Raw genomic sequence first — 16,349 nt, forward strand, 5'->3', positions numbered from 1 at the left:
TGCCGCAGGAGAGATTCGCAATGGCTCAGCAGGGCAGTGGTTATCAAGCTCGCTATAAACGCATTCTACTCAAGCTTAGCGGCGAGGCCCTGATGGGGTCCGAAGAGTTCGGTATCGACCCCAAAGTGCTCGACCGCATGGCGCTGGAAGTGGGTCAACTGGTAGGAATCGGTGTTCAGGTCGGTCTGGTCATCGGCGGTGGCAACCTGTTCCGCGGTGCTGCATTGAGTGCAGCGGGCATGGATCGCGTCACGGGCGACCACATGGGTATGCTGGCCACCGTGATGAACGGTCTTGCGATGCGCGATGCGCTGGAGCGTGCCAATATCTCCGCCATCGTGATGTCGGCCATTTCCATGGTCGGCGTGACCGATCACTACGACCGTCGCAAGGCAATGCGCCACCTCAACTCCAAGGAAGTGGTGATTTTTGCAGCCGGTACCGGCAACCCGTTCTTCACCACCGATTCGGCCGCATGCCTGCGCGCCATCGAAATCGATGCCGACGTCGTGTTGAAGGCAACCAAGGTCGATGGTGTGTACACTGCCGATCCATTCAAGGACCCGCATGCCGAGAAGTTCGATCATCTGACTTACGATGAAGTGCTGGATCGCAAGCTGGGCGTAATGGACCTGACGGCCATCTGCCTGTGCCGTGACCACAAGATGCCGCTGCGTGTCTTTAATATGAACAAACCTGGCGCCCTGCTGAACATCGTGCATGGCGGCGCGGAAGGAACCTTGATCGAGGAAGGCGAACAATGATCAACGAAATCAAGAAAGACGCTCAAGAGCGCATGAAGAAGTCCATCGAGTCCCTGCACCACGCGTTCGGCCAGATCCGCACCGGCAAGGCTCACCCAAGCATCCTGGGCGCGGTCATGGTGCCTTACTACGGCGTGGACACTCCGCTGACCGGCGTCGCCAACGTCACTGTGAAAGATACCCGCACCCTGCAGGTCGTTCCGTTCGAGCGCAACATGCTGGCCGCCATCGACAAGGCCATCGGCAGTGCCGGCCTGAACCTGAATCCGACCAACCTGGGCGAGTTGCTGCTGATTTCCATGCCGCCGCTGACCGAGGAGACCCGTAAGGGCTTCACCAAGCAGGCCCGTAGCGCTGCCGAAGACGCTCGCGTGGCCGTGCGCAACATCCGTCGCGATGCCATGGGTGACCTGAAGAAACTGGTCAAGGACAAGGAAATCAGCGAAGACGAAGAGCGTCGCGCCAGCGCTGAAATCGACAAGCTGATCAAGGATTTCGAAGGCCAGATCACCAAGGCCACGGAAGACAAAGAAGCGGACCTGATGGCCGTATAAGGGTCGGGAAGCTTTCATGGAAAAGACAAAGCTGGCTGGGCCGTCTTCGGTACCGCGTCATGTCGCGATCATCATGGATGGGAACAATCGCTGGGCCAAGAAGCGTCTGCTGCCGGGTGTGGCAGGCCACAAGGCCGGCGTGGACGCCGTTCGGGCGGTCATCGAGGTGTGTGCCGAGGCCAAGGTTGAGGTCCTGACCCTGTTCGCGTTCTCCAGCGAGAACTGGCAGCGCCCGGCCGAAGAGGTCGGTGCGCTGATGGAGCTGTTCTTCACAGCGCTGCGTCGCGAGACCAAGCGCCTGAACGAAAACGGTATCAGCCTGCGCATCATCGGCGATCGCTCGCGCTTTCACCCCGAGCTGCAGGCTGCCATTCGCGAAGCCGAGGCCGCCACGGCCGGCAACAGCCGCTTCGTCCTGCAGATCGCCGCCAACTACGGCGGCCAGTGGGACATCGCGCAAGCGGCGCAGCGCCTGGCGCGTGAAGTCCAGGCCGGCCATCTGCGGCCCGAGGACATCACCCCGGAATTGCTGCAGACTTGCCTGGCGACCGGTGATCTGCCGCTGCCGGATCTGTGCATCCGCACCGGCGGCGAACATCGCATCAGCAACTTCCTGTTGTGGCAGCTCGCCTATGCCGAGCTGTACTTTTCCGACCTGTTCTGGCCGGACTTCAAACACGATGCCATGCGCCATGCGCTGGCCGATTTCGCTTCACGCCAGCGCCGCTTCGGTAAGACCAGCGAGCAGGTTGAAGCCGGAGCCCGTGCTTAATGCTCAAACAACGAATCATCACCGCGTTGATCCTCGCGCCGCTGGCCCTGTGCGGCTTTTTTCTGCTCGAGGGCGGCTATTTCGCGCTGTTCATCGCGGTGGTCGTGATGCTGGGGGCGTGGGAATGGGCGCGTCTGGCCGGTTTCGATGCGCAACCAGCCCGTGTGCTGTTTGCGGTCGTGGTCGGCGTGCTGCTGTTTCTGCTCTACCTGCTGCCGGGCCTGGCGCCTTGGATTCTGGTCGCTGCGCTGTTGTGGTGGCTTACTGCGACCTGGCTGGTGCTGACGTATCCTGAGTCCAGCGAGCACTGGTCCAGCGTCATCTACAAGCTGGCGATCGGCCTGTTGATCCTGTTGCCAGCCTGGCAAGGGCTGGTGCTGATCAAGCTCGAACCCATGGGTAACTGGCTGATTTTCGCGGTCATGATCCTGGTCTGGGGTGCCGACATCGGTGCCTATTTTTCCGGCAAGGCCTTTGGCAAGCGCAAGCTGGCGCCGAAAGTCAGTCCGGGCAAAAGCTGGGAAGGCCTGTACGGCGGCCTGGCGGCGTGCCTGCTGATCACCGCTGGCGTGGGTATTTTCCGTGGCTGGAGCTTCGGTGAGATTCTTTTCGCACTGGTATGCGCCGCCATCGTGGTGGCGGTCTCGGTGGTGGGCGATCTGACCGAGAGCATGTTCAAGCGCAAGTCGGGCATCAAGGACAGCAGCAACCTGCTGCCGGGCCATGGCGGCGTGCTGGATCGCATCGACAGCCTGACGGCCGCGATCCCGGTTTTCGCCCTGCTGCTGTGGGCCGCCAAAGACTGGGGCATGATGTGAGCCGGCCACAACTCATTACTGTCCTGGGGGCGACCGGCTCGATCGGGCTGAGCACGCTGGACGTCATCGCGCGTCATCCTTCGCGCTATCAGGTGTTTGCCCTCACGGGGTTCACCCGTATTGCCGAATTGCTGGCACTCTGCGTGCGTCACACGCCGCAGTTTGCGGTGGTGCCGACCACGGCGGCTGCGCGCCAGTTGCAGGACGACCTGCGCGCTGCCGGCCTGGATACCCGGGTGCTGGTAGGGGAGGGCGGCCTGTGTGAAGTGTCAGCCCATCCTCAAGTGGACACCGTGCTGGCCGCCATTGTCGGTGCCGCCGGGTTGCGTCCTACGCTGGCTGCCGTCGAGGCCGGCAAGAAGGTGCTGCTGGCCAACAAGGAAGCGCTGGTCACCTCCGGCGCCCTGTTCATGCAGGCGGTGCGCCGCAGCGGCACGGTATTGTTGCCGCTGGACAGCGAACACAACGCGATTTTCCAGTGCCTGCCGGGCAATTACGCTAACGGTCTGCCCCAGGTCGGCGTACGCCGCATTCTGCTGACCGCCTCGGGCGGCCCGTTTCGCGAAACGCCGCTGGCCGACATCGAGCACGTCACGCCCGAGCAGGCCTGCGCGCACCCGAACTGGTCCATGGGGCGCAAGATATCCGTGGATTCGGCGAGCATGATGAACAAGGGCCTCGAACTGATCGAAGCCTGCTGGCTGTTCGATACCCCGCCGTCGAGCATCGAAGTGGTGATTCATCCGCAAAGTGTCATCCACTCGATGGTTGATTACGTGGATGGCTCGGTGCTGGCGCAGTTGGGCAATCCCGACATGCGCACGCCCATCGCCCACGCACTGGCCTGGCCGGACCGGATCGATTCGGGCGTGTCGCCGCTGGATCTGTTCAGCATTGCGCGTCTGGATTTCCAGGCGCCGGACGAAGTGCGCTTCCCTTGCCTGCGTCTGGCGCGGCAAGCTGCGCAGACCGGGGACAGCGCCCCGGCGGTATTGAACGCCGCCAACGAGGTCGCCGTGGCGGCGTTTCTGGATCGGCGCATCCGCTTCCCGGAAATCGCGAGTATGATCGACGAAGTGCTGAACATTGAACCTGTGATTGCCCTGAACGAGCTGGAAACGGTGTTCGAAGTCGACACCCGGGCTCGTATGCTGGCTGAGCAGTGGCTCAGCCGAAACGGGCGGTAAGCGACACATGCCCAAAGGCGCAGGTCAGGCGAGCCGGACAATTGGCGCGATGCCAGTTGCCCGTTGCGTCAGGCCGGTACCCGGAGAACCGCGATGAGCGCGCTATATATGATTGTCGGCACCCTGATTGCGCTGGGTGTTCTGGTGACTTTCCACGAATTCGGCCACTTCTGGGTGGCGCGGCGCTGTGGCGTCAAGGTACTGCGTTTCTCCGTAGGCTTCGGCATGCCGCTGCTTCGCTGGCATGACCGCCATGGCACCGAGTTCGTCGTAGCGGCCGTTCCGCTGGGTGGCTACGTCAAGATGCTCGACGAGCGCGAAGGCGAGGTGCCTGCCGAGCTGGTCGATCAGTCGTTCAATCGCAAGTCGGTCTATCAGCGCATCGCCATCGTTATCGCCGGGCCTGTGGCCAACTTTCTGCTGGCCATCGTGTTTTTCTGGGTGCTGGCCATGCTCGGCAGCCAGCAGGTGCGCCCGGTCATCGGTGGCGTCGAGGCGGGCAGCATCGCCGAGAAGGCCGGCCTGGTGTCCGGTCAGGAAATTGTTTCGGTAGATGGCGAAGCCACGACCGGTTGGGCGGCGGTCAATCTGCAACTGGTGCGTCGCCTGGGCGAAAGCGGCAGCATCGCCCTGAAGGTGCGTGAGCAGGGTTCGGACGTCGACACACCGCGTACCCTGGCGCTGGACAACTGGCTCAAGGGCGTGGATGAACCCGATCCGATCCGTTCGCTGGGCATTCGCCCATGGCGCCCGGCCTTGCCGCCGGTGCTGGCCGAGCTTGATGCCAAGGGCCCTGCCCAGGCGGCGGGCCTGAAGACCGGTGATCGCCTGCTGGCCCTCGACGGCCAGGCGCTGGATGACTGGCAGCAGGTCGTTGATCGTGTTCGTGTCCGTCCTGATACCCGAATTACGCTGAGCGTGCAGCGCGATGGTGCGACAATCGACGTGCCGGTGACGCTGGCTGCGCGTGGTGAGGGCAAGGCCGCAACAGGCTATCTGGGTGCTGGCGTCAAAGGCGTCGACTGGCCGCCGGAAATGCTTCGCGAAGTCAGCTATGGGCCCGTGGCTGCCGTGGCAGAGGGCGCGCGGCGTACCTGGACCATGAGCGTGCTGACCTTCGATTCGCTGAAGAAAATGCTGTTCGGCGAGCTCTCGGTAAAAAACTTGAGCGGACCGATAACCATTGCTAAAGTGGCGGGCGCTTCGGCCCAGTCAGGTGTCGGTGACTTCTTGAATTTCCTCGCTTATCTGAGCATAAGCCTGGGGGTTCTCAATTTGCTGCCCATTCCAGTGTTGGACGGGGGGCACTTGCTGTTTTATCTGATCGAGTGGGCGCGTGGTCGTCCGCTGTCGGAAAAGGTTCAGGGTTGGGGGGTTCAGATCGGTATCAGCCTGGTGGTCGGAGTCATGTTGCTCGCACTGGTCAACGATCTGGGACGACTGTAAAAGCTACGCCGAATTGTGAATCTGCCGCATTTTGCGGCAGTTTGTTTATTGCCAGTTGGAATAAGAAAGGACTTCATGAAACGTCTGCTGCTAACTGCGGTTCTTTCCGCACTGATGATCGCCGAAGTTCACGCCGAGTCCTTCACTATCTCCGATATCCGTGTCAACGGCCTGCAGCGGGTGTCCGCCGGCAGCGTCTTTGGCGCGTTGCCGTTGAACGTGGGCGAGACCGCCGATGACGCGCATCTGGTCGATGCCACCCGCGCTCTGTTCAAAACCGGATTCTTCCAGGACATCCAGCTGGGCCGTGATGGCAACGTGCTGGTTATCACCGTGGTCGAGCGTCCGTCCGTTTCGAGCATCGAGATCGAGGGCAACAAGGCGATCACCACCGAAGACCTGATGAAGGGTCTGAAGCAGTCGGGCCTGGCCGAAGGCGAGATCTTTCAGCGGGCAACCCTGGAAGGCGTGCGTAACGAACTGCAGCGCCAGTACGTGGCCCAGGGCCGCTACTCGGCAGAAGTCCAGACCGAAGTCGTTCCTCAGCCGCGCAACCGCGTGGGCCTGAAAATCAACATCAACGAAGGCGCGGTCGCGGCCATCCAGCACATCAACGTGGTGGGCAACTCGGTATTCAAGGAAGAAGACCTGACCGACCTGTTCGAGCTCAAGACCACCAACTGGCTCTCCTTCTTCAAGAACGACGACAAGTACGCCCGGGAAAAACTGTCCGGCGACCTGGAACGTCTGCGTTCGTATTACCTGGACCGCGGCTATATCAACATGGATATCGCCTCGACCCAGGTCTCCATCACGCCTGACAAGAAAAGCGTGTACATCACCGTCAACATCCATGAAGGCGAGAAGTACAGCGTCAAGTCGGTCAAGCTCAGCGGTGACCTGAAGGTCCCTGAGGATCAGGTCAAGTCGCTGCTGCTGGTCAAGCCGGGCCAGGTGTTCTCGCGCAAGGTCATGACCACCACCTCCGAGCTGATCACTCGTCGTCTGGGTAACGAGGGTTACACCTTCGCCAACGTCAACGGCGTACCGACCCCGAACGATGAAGACCACACGGTCGATATCCTGTTCGCCGTCGACCCGGGCAAGCGTGCCTATGTCAACCGCATCAACTTCCGCGGCAACACCAAGACCGCCGACGAAGTACTGCGTCGCGAAATGCGTCAGATGGAAGGCGGTTGGGCTTCTACCTACCTGATCGACCAGTCCAAGACTCGTCTTGACCGTCTGGGCTTCTTCAAGGAAGTGAACGTCGAAACCCCGGCCGTGCCTGGCACCGACGACCAGGTCGACGTCAACTACGCCGTGGAAGAACAGGCGTCCGGTTCGATCACCGCCAGTGTGGGCTTCGCGCAGAGCGCGGGTCTGATCCTGGGTGGTTCGATCAGCCAGAACAACTTCCTGGGTACCGGTAACAAGGTCAGCATCGGCCTGACCAAAAGTGAATACCAGACCCGCTACAACTTCAGCTACGTCGATCCGTACTTCACGCCGGACGGTGTGAGCCTGGGTTACAGTGCGTTCTACCGCAAGACCAACTACGACGACCTCGATGTCGATATCGCCAGCTACTCGGTCGACAGCCTGGGTGCCGGTATCAACATGGGCTACCCGATCAGCGAGACCGCGCGTCTGAACTTCGGCCTGTCGGTACAGCGCGACGAAATCAACACCGGTACCTACACCGTTGATGAAATCTTCGACTTCCTGGAGAAGGAAGGCGACAGCTTCACCAACTTCAAGGCGTCCGTGGGCTGGTCCGAGTCGACCCTGAACAAGGGCACGCTGCCGACCCGTGGCCATTCCCAGAGCCTGACCCTGGAAACCACCATTCCGGGCAGCGACCTGTCGTTCTATAAACTCGACTACCGCGGCCAGCTGTTCCACCCGATCACCACCAACACCACGCTGCGTCTGCACTCGGAGCTGGGCTACGGTGACGGTTTCGGTTCGACCTCCGGTCTGCCGTTCTACGAGAACTACTACGCCGGTGGTTTCAACTCGGTTCGTGGCTTCAAGGACAGCACCCTGGGTCCGCGCAGTACCCCGAGCAGTGGTCGCAACGCCGGTACCTCGGCTGACCCGGATCAGGATCCGCTGCCGTTCGGTGGTAACGTGCTGATCACCGGTGGTGCGGAAATCCTCTTCCCGCTGCCGTTCATCAAGGATCAGCGCTCGCTGCGTACCTCGCTGTTCTGGGATGTGGGTAACGTGTTCAACACCAACTGCGGCGCGCAGAAGTTCACGACCAACAACGAGAAAGTCGAGTGTAATGGTCCTGACCTGTCTGGCCTGGCCAGTTCCGTGGGTGTCGGCGTGACCTGGATCACCGCATTGGGTCCATTGAGCTTCGCTCTGGCCATGCCGATCAAGAAACCGGACGACAACACCGAAACCCAGGTTTTCCAATTCTCTCTCGGTCAGACCTTCTAAGGGTCTGATCACTGATAACGACAACGGATTCTGTAGGAGTTACATCGTGCGTAAGTTGACTCAATTGGCTCTGCTGGCAACGGTCCTGGTTGCAGGCCCTGCATTTGCCGACATGAAAATCGCGGTACTGAACTATCAGATGGCGCTGCTCGAATCCGACGCCGCCAAGAAATACGCCGTCGACGCCGAGAAGAAATTCGGTCCGCAACTGACCAAGCTCAAGGCCCTGGAAAGCAGCGCCAAAGGCATCCAGGACCGCCTGGTCGCCGGTGGCGACAAGATGGCCCAGCCTGAACGCGAAAAACTCGAGCTGGACTTCAAGCAGAAAGCCCGTGACTTCCAGTTCCAGTCCAAGGAGCTGAACGAAGCCAAGGCCGTTGCCGACCGTGACATGCTCAAGCAACTGAAGCCAAAACTGGACTCGGCGGTTGAAGAAGTGATCAAGAAAGGCGGTTACGACCTGGTGTTCGAGCGCGGTGCCGTGATTGACGTCAAGCCACAGTACGACGTCACTCGCCAGGTCATCGAGCGCATGAACCAGCTGAAGTAAGTACATGACCGCGAAAATCACCCTCGGCCAGCTGGCCGAGTTCCTCGGGGCCACCTTGCGCGGCCCTGCGGACAAGGAAATCACCGGGCTGGCGACCTTGCAGGAAGCCGGTGCCGGGCAGGTCAGCTTCCTGGCCAATCCTCAGTACCGTAAATTCCTCGCCACTACCCACGCTGCTGCCGTGCTGCTCAAGCCCGCGGATGCCGAAGGCTATGCGGGGGATGCGCTGCTGATTGCCGACCCTTACCTGGCGTACGCACGCATCTCGCACCTGTTCGATCCCAAGCCCAAGGCGGCCCCTGGCATTCACCCAACGGCGGTCGTCGCTGATGACGCCGTGGTCGATCCGGGCGCCAGCGTTGGCCCGTATGTGGTCATCGAGAGCGGTGCGCGCATCGCGGCCGGCGTGACCCTGGGCGCTCACTGCTTCATCGGCGCGCGCAGCGTGATCGGCGAAGGCGGCTGGCTGGCCCCGCGCGTGACGCTGTATCACGACGTGCGCATCGGTCAGCGGGTGGTTATTCAGTCTGGCGCGGTGCTCGGCGGGGAAGGCTTCGGTTTCGCCAACGAGAAGGGCGTGTGGAACAAGATCGCGCAGATCGGTGGCGTCACCGTGGGCGATGACGTGGAAATTGGCGTGAACACGGCCATTGACCGTGGCGCCATGGACGATACCCGCATCGGCAACGGCGTGAAGCTCGACAACCAGATCCAGATCGCCCACAACGTTCAGGTAGGCGATCACACGGCAATGGCGGCCTGCGTCGGCATTTCCGGAAGCACGAAGATCGGCAAGCACTGTATGCTCGCCGGCGGTGTCGGCCTGGTCGGCCACATCGACATCTGCGACGGTGTTTTCATCACCGGGATGACCATGGTGACCCATTCGATCACCGAACCCGGCTCCTATTCTTCCGGCACGGCGATGCAGCCGGCGGCAGAGTGGCGCAAGAGCGCGGCGCGCATTCGCAAGCTCGATGGCATGTCGCGCCGGCTGCAGCAGTTGGAAAAGCTTGTCGAGGCAGTGACCTCAGGCGGTAAAGCGTCATCTGATGGCTGATACTTTTTTCTTATCAAGTGTGCATAGCCGATAAACTGCCTCCTTGATTTGCCAGAGGAGTGCCGCGCACTCGTCGCGCACTCCCTATATTGACTACAGGCTTCCTCTCGAAATGATGGACATCAACGAAATCCGCGAATATCTGCCCCACCGTTACCCGTTCCTGCTCGTGGACCGTGTGGTGGCGCTCGATGTCGAGAACAAGAGCATTCGTGCCTACAAGAATGTCAGCATCAATGAGCCGTTCTTCAATGGCCACTTCCCCGCGCATCCAATCATGCCGGGCGTGCTGATCATTGAAGCCATGGCTCAGGCCGCCGGCATCCTGGGCTTCAAGATGCTTGACGTGAAGCCTGCCGATGGCACGCTGTATTACTTCGTCGGCTCCGACAAGCTGCGCTTCCGCCAGCCGGTGCTGCCGGGCGACCAACTGATCCTTGAAGCCAAGTTCCTCAGCTGCAAGCGTCAGATCTGGAAGTTCGAATGCCAGGCGTCGGTCGATGGCAAGCCGGTGTGCTCGGCTGAAATCATCTGTGCGGAACGCAAGCTATGAGTTTGATTGACCCTCGCGCCATCATCGATCCGACGGCCATCCTGGCTGACAATGTGGAGGTCGGCCCGTGGTCGATCGTCGGACCCGGTGTGGAAATCGGTGAGGGTACGGTGATCGGTCCGCACGTGATCCTGCGCGGCCCGACCACAATCGGCAAACACAACCATATCTACCAGTTCTCTTCGGTCGGCGAGGATACGCCGGACCTGAAGTACAAGGGCGAAGCGACCCGGCTGGTGATTGGTGATCACAACGTGATCCGCGAAGGCGTGACGATTCATCGTGGCACCATCCAGGACCGCGCCGAGACCACCATAGGTGATCACAACCTGATCATGGCCTATGCCCACATTGGCCACGACAGCGTCATCGGCAACCACTGCATTCTGGTCAACAACACCGCGCTGGCCGGCCACGTGCATGTGGACGATTGGGCGATCCTCTCCGGCTTCACGCTGGTGCACCAGTACTGCCACATCGGCGCCCACAGCTTTTCCGGCATGGGCACTGCCATCGGCAAGGACGTCCCGGCGTTCGTGACCGTGTTCGGCAACCCAGCCGAGGCGCGCAGCATGAACTTCGAAGGCATGCGCCGTCGCGGTTTCTCCGACGACGCGATCCACGCCCTGCGCCGTGCCTACAAGACGGTCTACCGTCAGGGGCTGACCGTGGAGCAGGCGGTGGTCGAGCTGGCCGAGCCGGCGGCGCAGTTTCCGGAAGTCGCGCTGTTCCTTGATTCGATCAAGAACTCGACTCGCGGCATCACCCGCTGACTATGGGCGCCTTGCGGATTGCGCTGGTCGCCGGAGAAGCCTCCGGCGACATCCTGGGTTCGGGTCTGATGCGCGCCATCAAGGCTCGCCATCCTGACGCGCAGTTCATTGGCGTCGGCGGCCCGTTGATGGAAGCCGAGGGCATGCAGTCCTACTTCCCCATGGAGCGCCTGTCGGTCATGGGGCTGGTGGAAGTGCTGGGCCGTCTCAAGGAGCTGCTGGCGCGGCGCAAGCTGCTGATCCAGACCCTGATCGAGCAGAAGCCCGATGTGTTCATCGGTATCGATGCCCCGGACTTCACCCTCAATATCGAGCTCAAACTGCGTCAGGCCGGGATCAAGACCGTTCATTACGTCAGCCCGTCCGTCTGGGCGTGGCGGCAGAAGCGCGTGCTGAAGATCCGCGAAGGTTGCGACCTGATGCTGACGCTGCTGCCGTTCGAGGCCCGTTTCTACGAAGAAAAGGGCGTGCCGGTGCGGTTCGTCGGCCACCCGCTGGCCGACACCATTCCCCTCGAAGCGGACCGTGGCGCTGCCCGGGCCGAACTGGGCCTGGGCGACGGGCCGGTTGTGGCGTTGATGCCGGGCAGCCGTGGTGGCGAAGTCGGGCGTCTTGGCGCGCTGTTCTTCGATGCCGCCGAGCGCCTGCTGGCGCAGCGTCCCGATATCCGTTTCGTGCTGCCGTGCGCCAGCCCCCAGCGCCGGGCGCAGATCGAAGCATTGTTGCAGGGCCGCAATCTGCCGCTGACCCTGCTCGACGGCCGCTCTCACGTGGCCCTGGCGGCCTGCGATGCGGTGCTGATCGCCTCGGGCACCGCCACGCTGGAAGCGCTGCTGTACAAACGACCGATGGTGGTGGCCTATCGTCTGGCGCCACTGACCTACTGGATTCTCAAGCGGATGGTGAAAAGTCCGTACGTCTCGCTGCCCAACCTCTTGGCCCAGCGTTTGCTGGTGCCTGAGTTGTTGCAGGACGCGGCGACCGCCGATGCGTTGGCCCAGACGCTGCTGCCGTTGCTCGACGATGGCAGCGCGCAGACTGACGGCTTCGACGCCATTCACCGGACCTTGCGTCGCGATGCGTCCAATCAGGCCGCCGAAGCGGTGTTGAACCTGATCGGCCGCTCGCCTTCACCATGAGTGTGCAATCAATGCAAATGGGTTTGGACTTCAATCTGGTCGAGGACCTGGTCGCTGGCGTCGACGAAGTGGGCCGTGGCCCGCTGTGCGGCGACGTGGTCACGGCGGCGGTGATCCTCGATCCCAACCGCCCCATTCTGGGCCTGAACGACTCGAAAAAGCTCACCGAAGCCAAGCGCGAGAAGCTGTTCGACGAGATCTGCGAAAAAGCCCTGTGCTGGCACATCGCGCGGGCAGAGGTCCATGAGATCGACGAGCTGAACATTCTTCACGCCACCATGCTGGCGATGAAGCGCGCGGTCGAAGGCTTGCTGATCACCCCGAAACTGGCGCTGATCGACGGCAATCGTTGCCCGCAACTGTCAGTGCCCTGCGCGCCGGTGGTGCAGGGCGATGCGCAGGTGCCAGCGATTGCCGCAGCGTCGATTCTGGCCAAGGTCACCCGCGACCGCGAGATGGCCCAGATGGAAATCCTTTACCCGGGCTACGGCATCGGCGGGCACAAGGGTTACCCGACCGCGGTGCACATGGAAGCCCTGGCGCGGCTGGGGCCGACGCCGATCCACCGGCGTTCCTTCGCGCCCGTGCGTGCAGCCTACGAGGCGCGCGGGATGTTGCTGTCCACCGGTTTCTCCTCATTGCCGCTGAGTTGATCGCGGGCTGATGTTTTCACACAAGGCCGGTACAATCCGGCCTTTGCTTTCCGTGCGCCACAGGAATCACCCCCATTATGTCGGCTTCTTTCGTTCACCTTCGCCTGCACACCGAATACTCGCTGGTCGACGGTCTGGTCCGGGTCAAACCGCTGGCCAAGGCGCTGACGGCCATGAACATGCCGGCGGTGGCGGTGACCGACCAGAACAACCTGTGCTCGCTGGTCAAGTTCTACAAGACCGCCATGGGCGCCGGCATCAAGCCGATCTGCGGCGCCGATATCTGGCTGGCCGGGCGCGACCGCGATGCGCCGCTCAGCCGCATGAGCCTGTTGGTGATGAACCCCAAGGGCTACCTGAACCTCACCGAGCTGATTTCCCGCGGCTTCATGACCGGCCAGCGCAATGGCCTGGTGATCATCGAGCGCGAGTGGGTCGCTGAAGCCAGCGAAGGTTTGATCGCGCTGTCGGCGGCCAAGGAAGGTGAAATCGGCATGGCCCTGCTCGGTGGTAACCCGGCCGAGGCCGACGCGTTGCTCCAAGAGTGGATGGCGGTTTTCCCGGACCGTTTCTATGTCGAAGTGCAGCGCACCAACCGGGTCAATGACGAAGAACACCTGCACGCCGCCGTTGCGCTCGCCGAGCGCCATGGCGCGCCGCTGGTGGCGACCAACGATGTGCGCTTCATCAAGCAGGAAGATTTCGAAGCCCACGAAACCCGCGTGTGCATCGGTGAAGGCCGGGCGCTGGACGACCCGCGCCGCTCGCGCAACTACAGCGACCAGCAGTATCTGAAAAGCGCCGAGGAAATGGCCGAGCTGTTCAGCGACCTGCCCGATGCGCTGGCCAACACCGTCGAGATCGCCAAGCGCTGCAACATCGAGGTCAAGCTGGGTACGCACTTTTTGCCCAACTTCCCGATCCCCGATGGCCTGACCATCGACGAGTATTTCCGCAAGGTGTCCTTCGAAGGCCTCGAAGAACGCCTGGCCGTGCTGTGGCCCAAAGAGACCACGCCCAATTACGAAGAGAAGCGCCAGGTCTACGTCGACCGGCTGAATTTCGAGCTGGATATCATCATCCAGATGGGCTTCCCCGGTTACTTCCTGATCGTTATGGACTTCATCCAGTGGGCCAAGAACAACGGCGTGCCGGTCGGCCCGGGCCGGGGTTCGGGTGCCGGCTCGCTGGTGGCTTATGTACAGAAGATCACCGACCTCGACCCGCTGGCCTATGACCTGCTGTTCGAACGCTTCCTCAACCCCGAGCGGGTTTCCATGCCCGACTTCGACGTCGACTTCTGCATGGACGGCCGCGACCGGGTGATCGAGTACGTGGCCGACAAATACGGCCGCAACGCGGTGAGCCAGATCATCACCTTCGGTTCCATGGCCGCCAAAGCGGTGGTACGTGACGTGGCGCGGGCCCAGGGCAAGTCGTTCGGCCTGGCCGATCGTCTGTCGAAGATGATCCCGTTCGAAGTCGGCATGACCCTGGAAAAAGCCTACGAGCAGGAGGAAATCCTGCGCGACTTCCTCAAGACCGACGAGGAAGGCGCGGAAATCTGGGAGATGGCGCGCAAGCTCGAAGGCGTGGTGCGTAACGTCGGCAAGCACGCCGGTGGTGTGGTGATCGCGCCGACCAAGCTGACCGACTTCGCCGCCATTTATTGCGATGAAGAAGGCAGCGGTCTGGTCACCCAGTACGACAAGGATGACGTCGAGGCGGCGGGCCTGGTGAAGTTCGACTTCCTCGGTCTGCGGACGCTGACGATCATCGACTGGGCGATGAAGACCATCAACCGCGACCGCGCCAAAGTCGGCGAGGAACCGCTGGACATCGCCTTCATCCCGCTGGATGACGCGCCGACCTACGACCTGCTGCAAAAGGCCGAAACCACGGCGGTGTTCCAGCTTGAATCGCGCGGCATGAAGGAGCTGATCAAGAAGCTCAAGCCCGACTGCCTGGAAGACCTCATCGCACTGGTGGCGCTGTTCCGCCCGGGCCCGTTGCAATCGGGCATGGTGGACGACTTCATCAACCGCAAGCACGGCCGCGCCGAGCTGGCGTATCCGCACCCCGACTATCAGTACGAAGGGCTGCAACCCGTACTGGCGCCGACCTACGGCATCATCCTGTATCAGGAACAGGTGATGCAGATTGCCCAGGTCATGGCGGGCTACACCCTCGGCGGCGCAGACATGCTGCGTCGCGCCATGGGTAAGAAAAAGCCCGAGGAAATGGCCAAGCAGCGCGGTGGCTTCATCGAAGGCTGCGCCAACAACGGCATCGATGCGGACCTGGCCGGTAATATTTTCGACCTGGTGGAAAAATTCGCCGGTTACGGTTTCAACAAATCCCACTCTGCGGCCTACGGCCTGGTCTCGTACCAGACCGCGTGGCTGAAGAAGCACTACCCGGCGCCGTTCATGGCTGCGGTACTTTCGGCGGACATGCACAACACCGACAAGGTTGTGACCTTGATCGAGGAAGTGCGGACCATGAAGCTGCGCCTCGACGCGCCGGACGTGAACAACTCCGAGTTCAAGTTCACGGTGAACGACGATGGTCGCATCGTCTATGGCCTGGGCGCGATCAAGGGCGTCGGCGAAGGTCCGGTGGAAGCCATCACCGAGGCGCGTCAGGCGGGCCCGTTCAAGGATCTGTTCGATTTCTGCGAGCGCATCGACCTCAAACGCGTCAACAAGCGCACCCTGGGCGGCCTGATCAGTAGCGGCGCGCTGGACCGCCTGGGCCCGTACTTTTATGACGAGCCCAAGCAGTACCACGCCAACATCGACCGCAACCGCGGCGTGTTGCTGGCCGCACTGGAAGAAGCCATCCAGGCCGCCGAGCAGACCGCGCGCAGCCACGACAGCGGCCACAGCGACCTGTTCGGCGGGCTATTCGACGAGCCTGATGCCGATGTTTATGCGAACCATCGCAACGCCAAAGAGGTCACTCTCAAGGAGCGTCTGCGCGGCGAGAAGGAAACCCTGGGCCTGTACCTGACCGGGCACCCGATCGACGAATACGAAGGCGAGATCCGCCGATTCGCCCGTCAGCGCATCGTCGACCTGAAACCGGCCCGCGATACCCAGACCGTGGCCGGGCTGATCATCGCGCTGCGGGTGATGAAGAACAAAAAGGGCGACAAGATGGGCTTCATCACTCTGGACGACCGCTCCGGGCGGATCGAAGCCTCGTTGTTCGCCGACTCGTTCCAGGCCGCGCAGTCGCTGTTGCAGACCGACGCGATGGTAGTAGTGGAAGGCGAGGTCAGCTCCGATGACTTTTCCGGTGGGCTGCGCTTGCGTGCCAAGCGGGTCATGAGCCTGGAGGAAGCGCGGACCGGCCTTGCCGAAAGTCTGCGCCTGACCGTGCGCAGCGAGGCCCTCAAGGGCGATCGCCTGCGCTGGTTGGGTGACCTGTGCAAGAAGCACCGGGGAGCGTGCCCGATCACGCTCGATTACACCGGGCAGGAGGCCCGTGCGTTGCTGCAGTTTGGCGAAGCGTGGCGGATCGATCCCGCAGACAGCCTGATTCAGGCCCTGCGTGACCAGTTCGGACGTGAGAACGTCTTCCTGCAGTATCGTTGAAAGCTGATCTTACGAATTTATTAAAACTCG

At 61.8% G+C, this 16,349-nt stretch carries 14 protein-coding genes; all 14 read left to right on the plus strand.

Going from position 1 to position 16,349, the window contains the following annotated elements; translation table 11 throughout:
* Positions 1 to 20: 20 nt before the first annotated feature.
* Complete coding sequence (gene pyrH, locus AC1MEK_RS07190) at positions 21 to 764, plus strand: UMP kinase (RefSeq protein WP_007924076.1); 744 nt, start codon at positions 21 to 23, stop codon at positions 762 to 764.
* Positions 761 to 1,318, plus strand: a complete 558-nt coding sequence (gene frr / locus AC1MEK_RS07195) for a ribosome recycling factor (RefSeq protein ID WP_480395570.1) — start codon at positions 761 to 763, stop codon at positions 1,316 to 1,318. The genes pyrH and frr overlap by 4 nt, the downstream gene beginning before the upstream one ends.
* A 16-nt stretch (positions 1,319 to 1,334) precedes the next feature.
* On the plus strand, positions 1,335 to 2,090 hold the full coding sequence (uppS, locus tag AC1MEK_RS07200; protein ID WP_480395571.1) for a polyprenyl diphosphate synthase: 756 nt from the start codon (positions 1,335 to 1,337) through the stop codon (positions 2,088 to 2,090).
* The gene (locus AC1MEK_RS07205; protein ID WP_480395572.1) at positions 2,090 to 2,908 is read left to right on the plus strand and encodes a phosphatidate cytidylyltransferase; all 819 of its coding nucleotides are present in this window, start codon (positions 2,090 to 2,092) and stop codon (positions 2,906 to 2,908) included. Before uppS ends, AC1MEK_RS07205 begins: the two co-directional genes overlap by 1 nt.
* Entirely contained in the window at positions 2,905 to 4,095 is a 1,191-nt protein-coding gene (ispC, locus tag AC1MEK_RS07210; RefSeq protein ID WP_480395573.1) for a 1-deoxy-D-xylulose-5-phosphate reductoisomerase, read from the plus strand. The genes AC1MEK_RS07205 and ispC overlap by 4 nt, the downstream gene beginning before the upstream one ends.
* A 93-nt stretch (positions 4,096 to 4,188) precedes the next feature.
* The gene (rseP, locus tag AC1MEK_RS07215) at positions 4,189 to 5,541 is read left to right on the plus strand and encodes a sigma E protease regulator RseP (protein WP_480395574.1); all 1,353 of its coding nucleotides are present in this window, start codon (positions 4,189 to 4,191) and stop codon (positions 5,539 to 5,541) included.
* 75 nt (positions 5,542 to 5,616) lie between these two features.
* The gene (gene bamA, locus AC1MEK_RS07220; RefSeq protein ID WP_480395575.1) at positions 5,617 to 7,992 is read left to right on the plus strand and encodes an outer membrane protein assembly factor BamA; all 2,376 of its coding nucleotides are present in this window, start codon (positions 5,617 to 5,619) and stop codon (positions 7,990 to 7,992) included.
* A 46-nt stretch (positions 7,993 to 8,038) separates the two neighbouring features.
* The gene (locus tag AC1MEK_RS07225) at positions 8,039 to 8,542 is read left to right on the plus strand and encodes an OmpH/Skp family outer membrane protein (RefSeq protein ID WP_166593536.1); all 504 of its coding nucleotides are present in this window, start codon (positions 8,039 to 8,041) and stop codon (positions 8,540 to 8,542) included.
* Positions 8,543 to 8,546: 4 nt separating this feature from the next.
* Positions 8,547 to 9,602 carry a UDP-3-O-(3-hydroxymyristoyl)glucosamine N-acyltransferase gene (lpxD, locus tag AC1MEK_RS07230; RefSeq protein ID WP_480395576.1) on the plus strand — a complete coding sequence of 352 codons (1,056 nt, stop codon included), beginning with the start codon at positions 8,547 to 8,549 and terminating at the stop codon, positions 9,600 to 9,602.
* A 112-nt stretch (positions 9,603 to 9,714) separates the two neighbouring features.
* A complete protein-coding gene (fabZ, locus tag AC1MEK_RS07235; RefSeq protein WP_274133881.1) occupies positions 9,715 to 10,155 on the plus strand; it encodes a 3-hydroxyacyl-ACP dehydratase FabZ in 441 nt (146 codons plus the stop codon).
* Positions 10,152 to 10,928, plus strand: coding sequence for an acyl-ACP--UDP-N-acetylglucosamine O-acyltransferase (lpxA, locus tag AC1MEK_RS07240; protein WP_480395577.1), 777 nt, complete (start codon positions 10,152 to 10,154; stop codon positions 10,926 to 10,928). The genes fabZ and lpxA overlap by 4 nt, the downstream gene beginning before the upstream one ends.
* Positions 10,929 to 10,930: 2 nt before the next feature.
* Positions 10,931 to 12,067, plus strand: a complete 1,137-nt coding sequence (lpxB, locus tag AC1MEK_RS07245; protein ID WP_480395578.1) for a lipid-A-disaccharide synthase — start codon at positions 10,931 to 10,933, stop codon at positions 12,065 to 12,067.
* Between the two features lie 11 nt (positions 12,068 to 12,078).
* Positions 12,079 to 12,720, plus strand: a complete 642-nt coding sequence (rnhB, locus tag AC1MEK_RS07250; protein ID WP_480395579.1) for a ribonuclease HII — start codon at positions 12,079 to 12,081, stop codon at positions 12,718 to 12,720.
* 77 nt (positions 12,721 to 12,797) lie between these two features.
* Positions 12,798 to 16,319, plus strand: a complete 3,522-nt coding sequence (gene dnaE / locus AC1MEK_RS07255; protein ID WP_480395580.1) for a DNA polymerase III subunit alpha — start codon at positions 12,798 to 12,800, stop codon at positions 16,317 to 16,319.
* The last annotated feature ends 30 nt before the right edge of the window (positions 16,320 to 16,349 follow it).

It is taken from the genome of Pseudomonas sp. 2, from assembly GCF_056627435.1.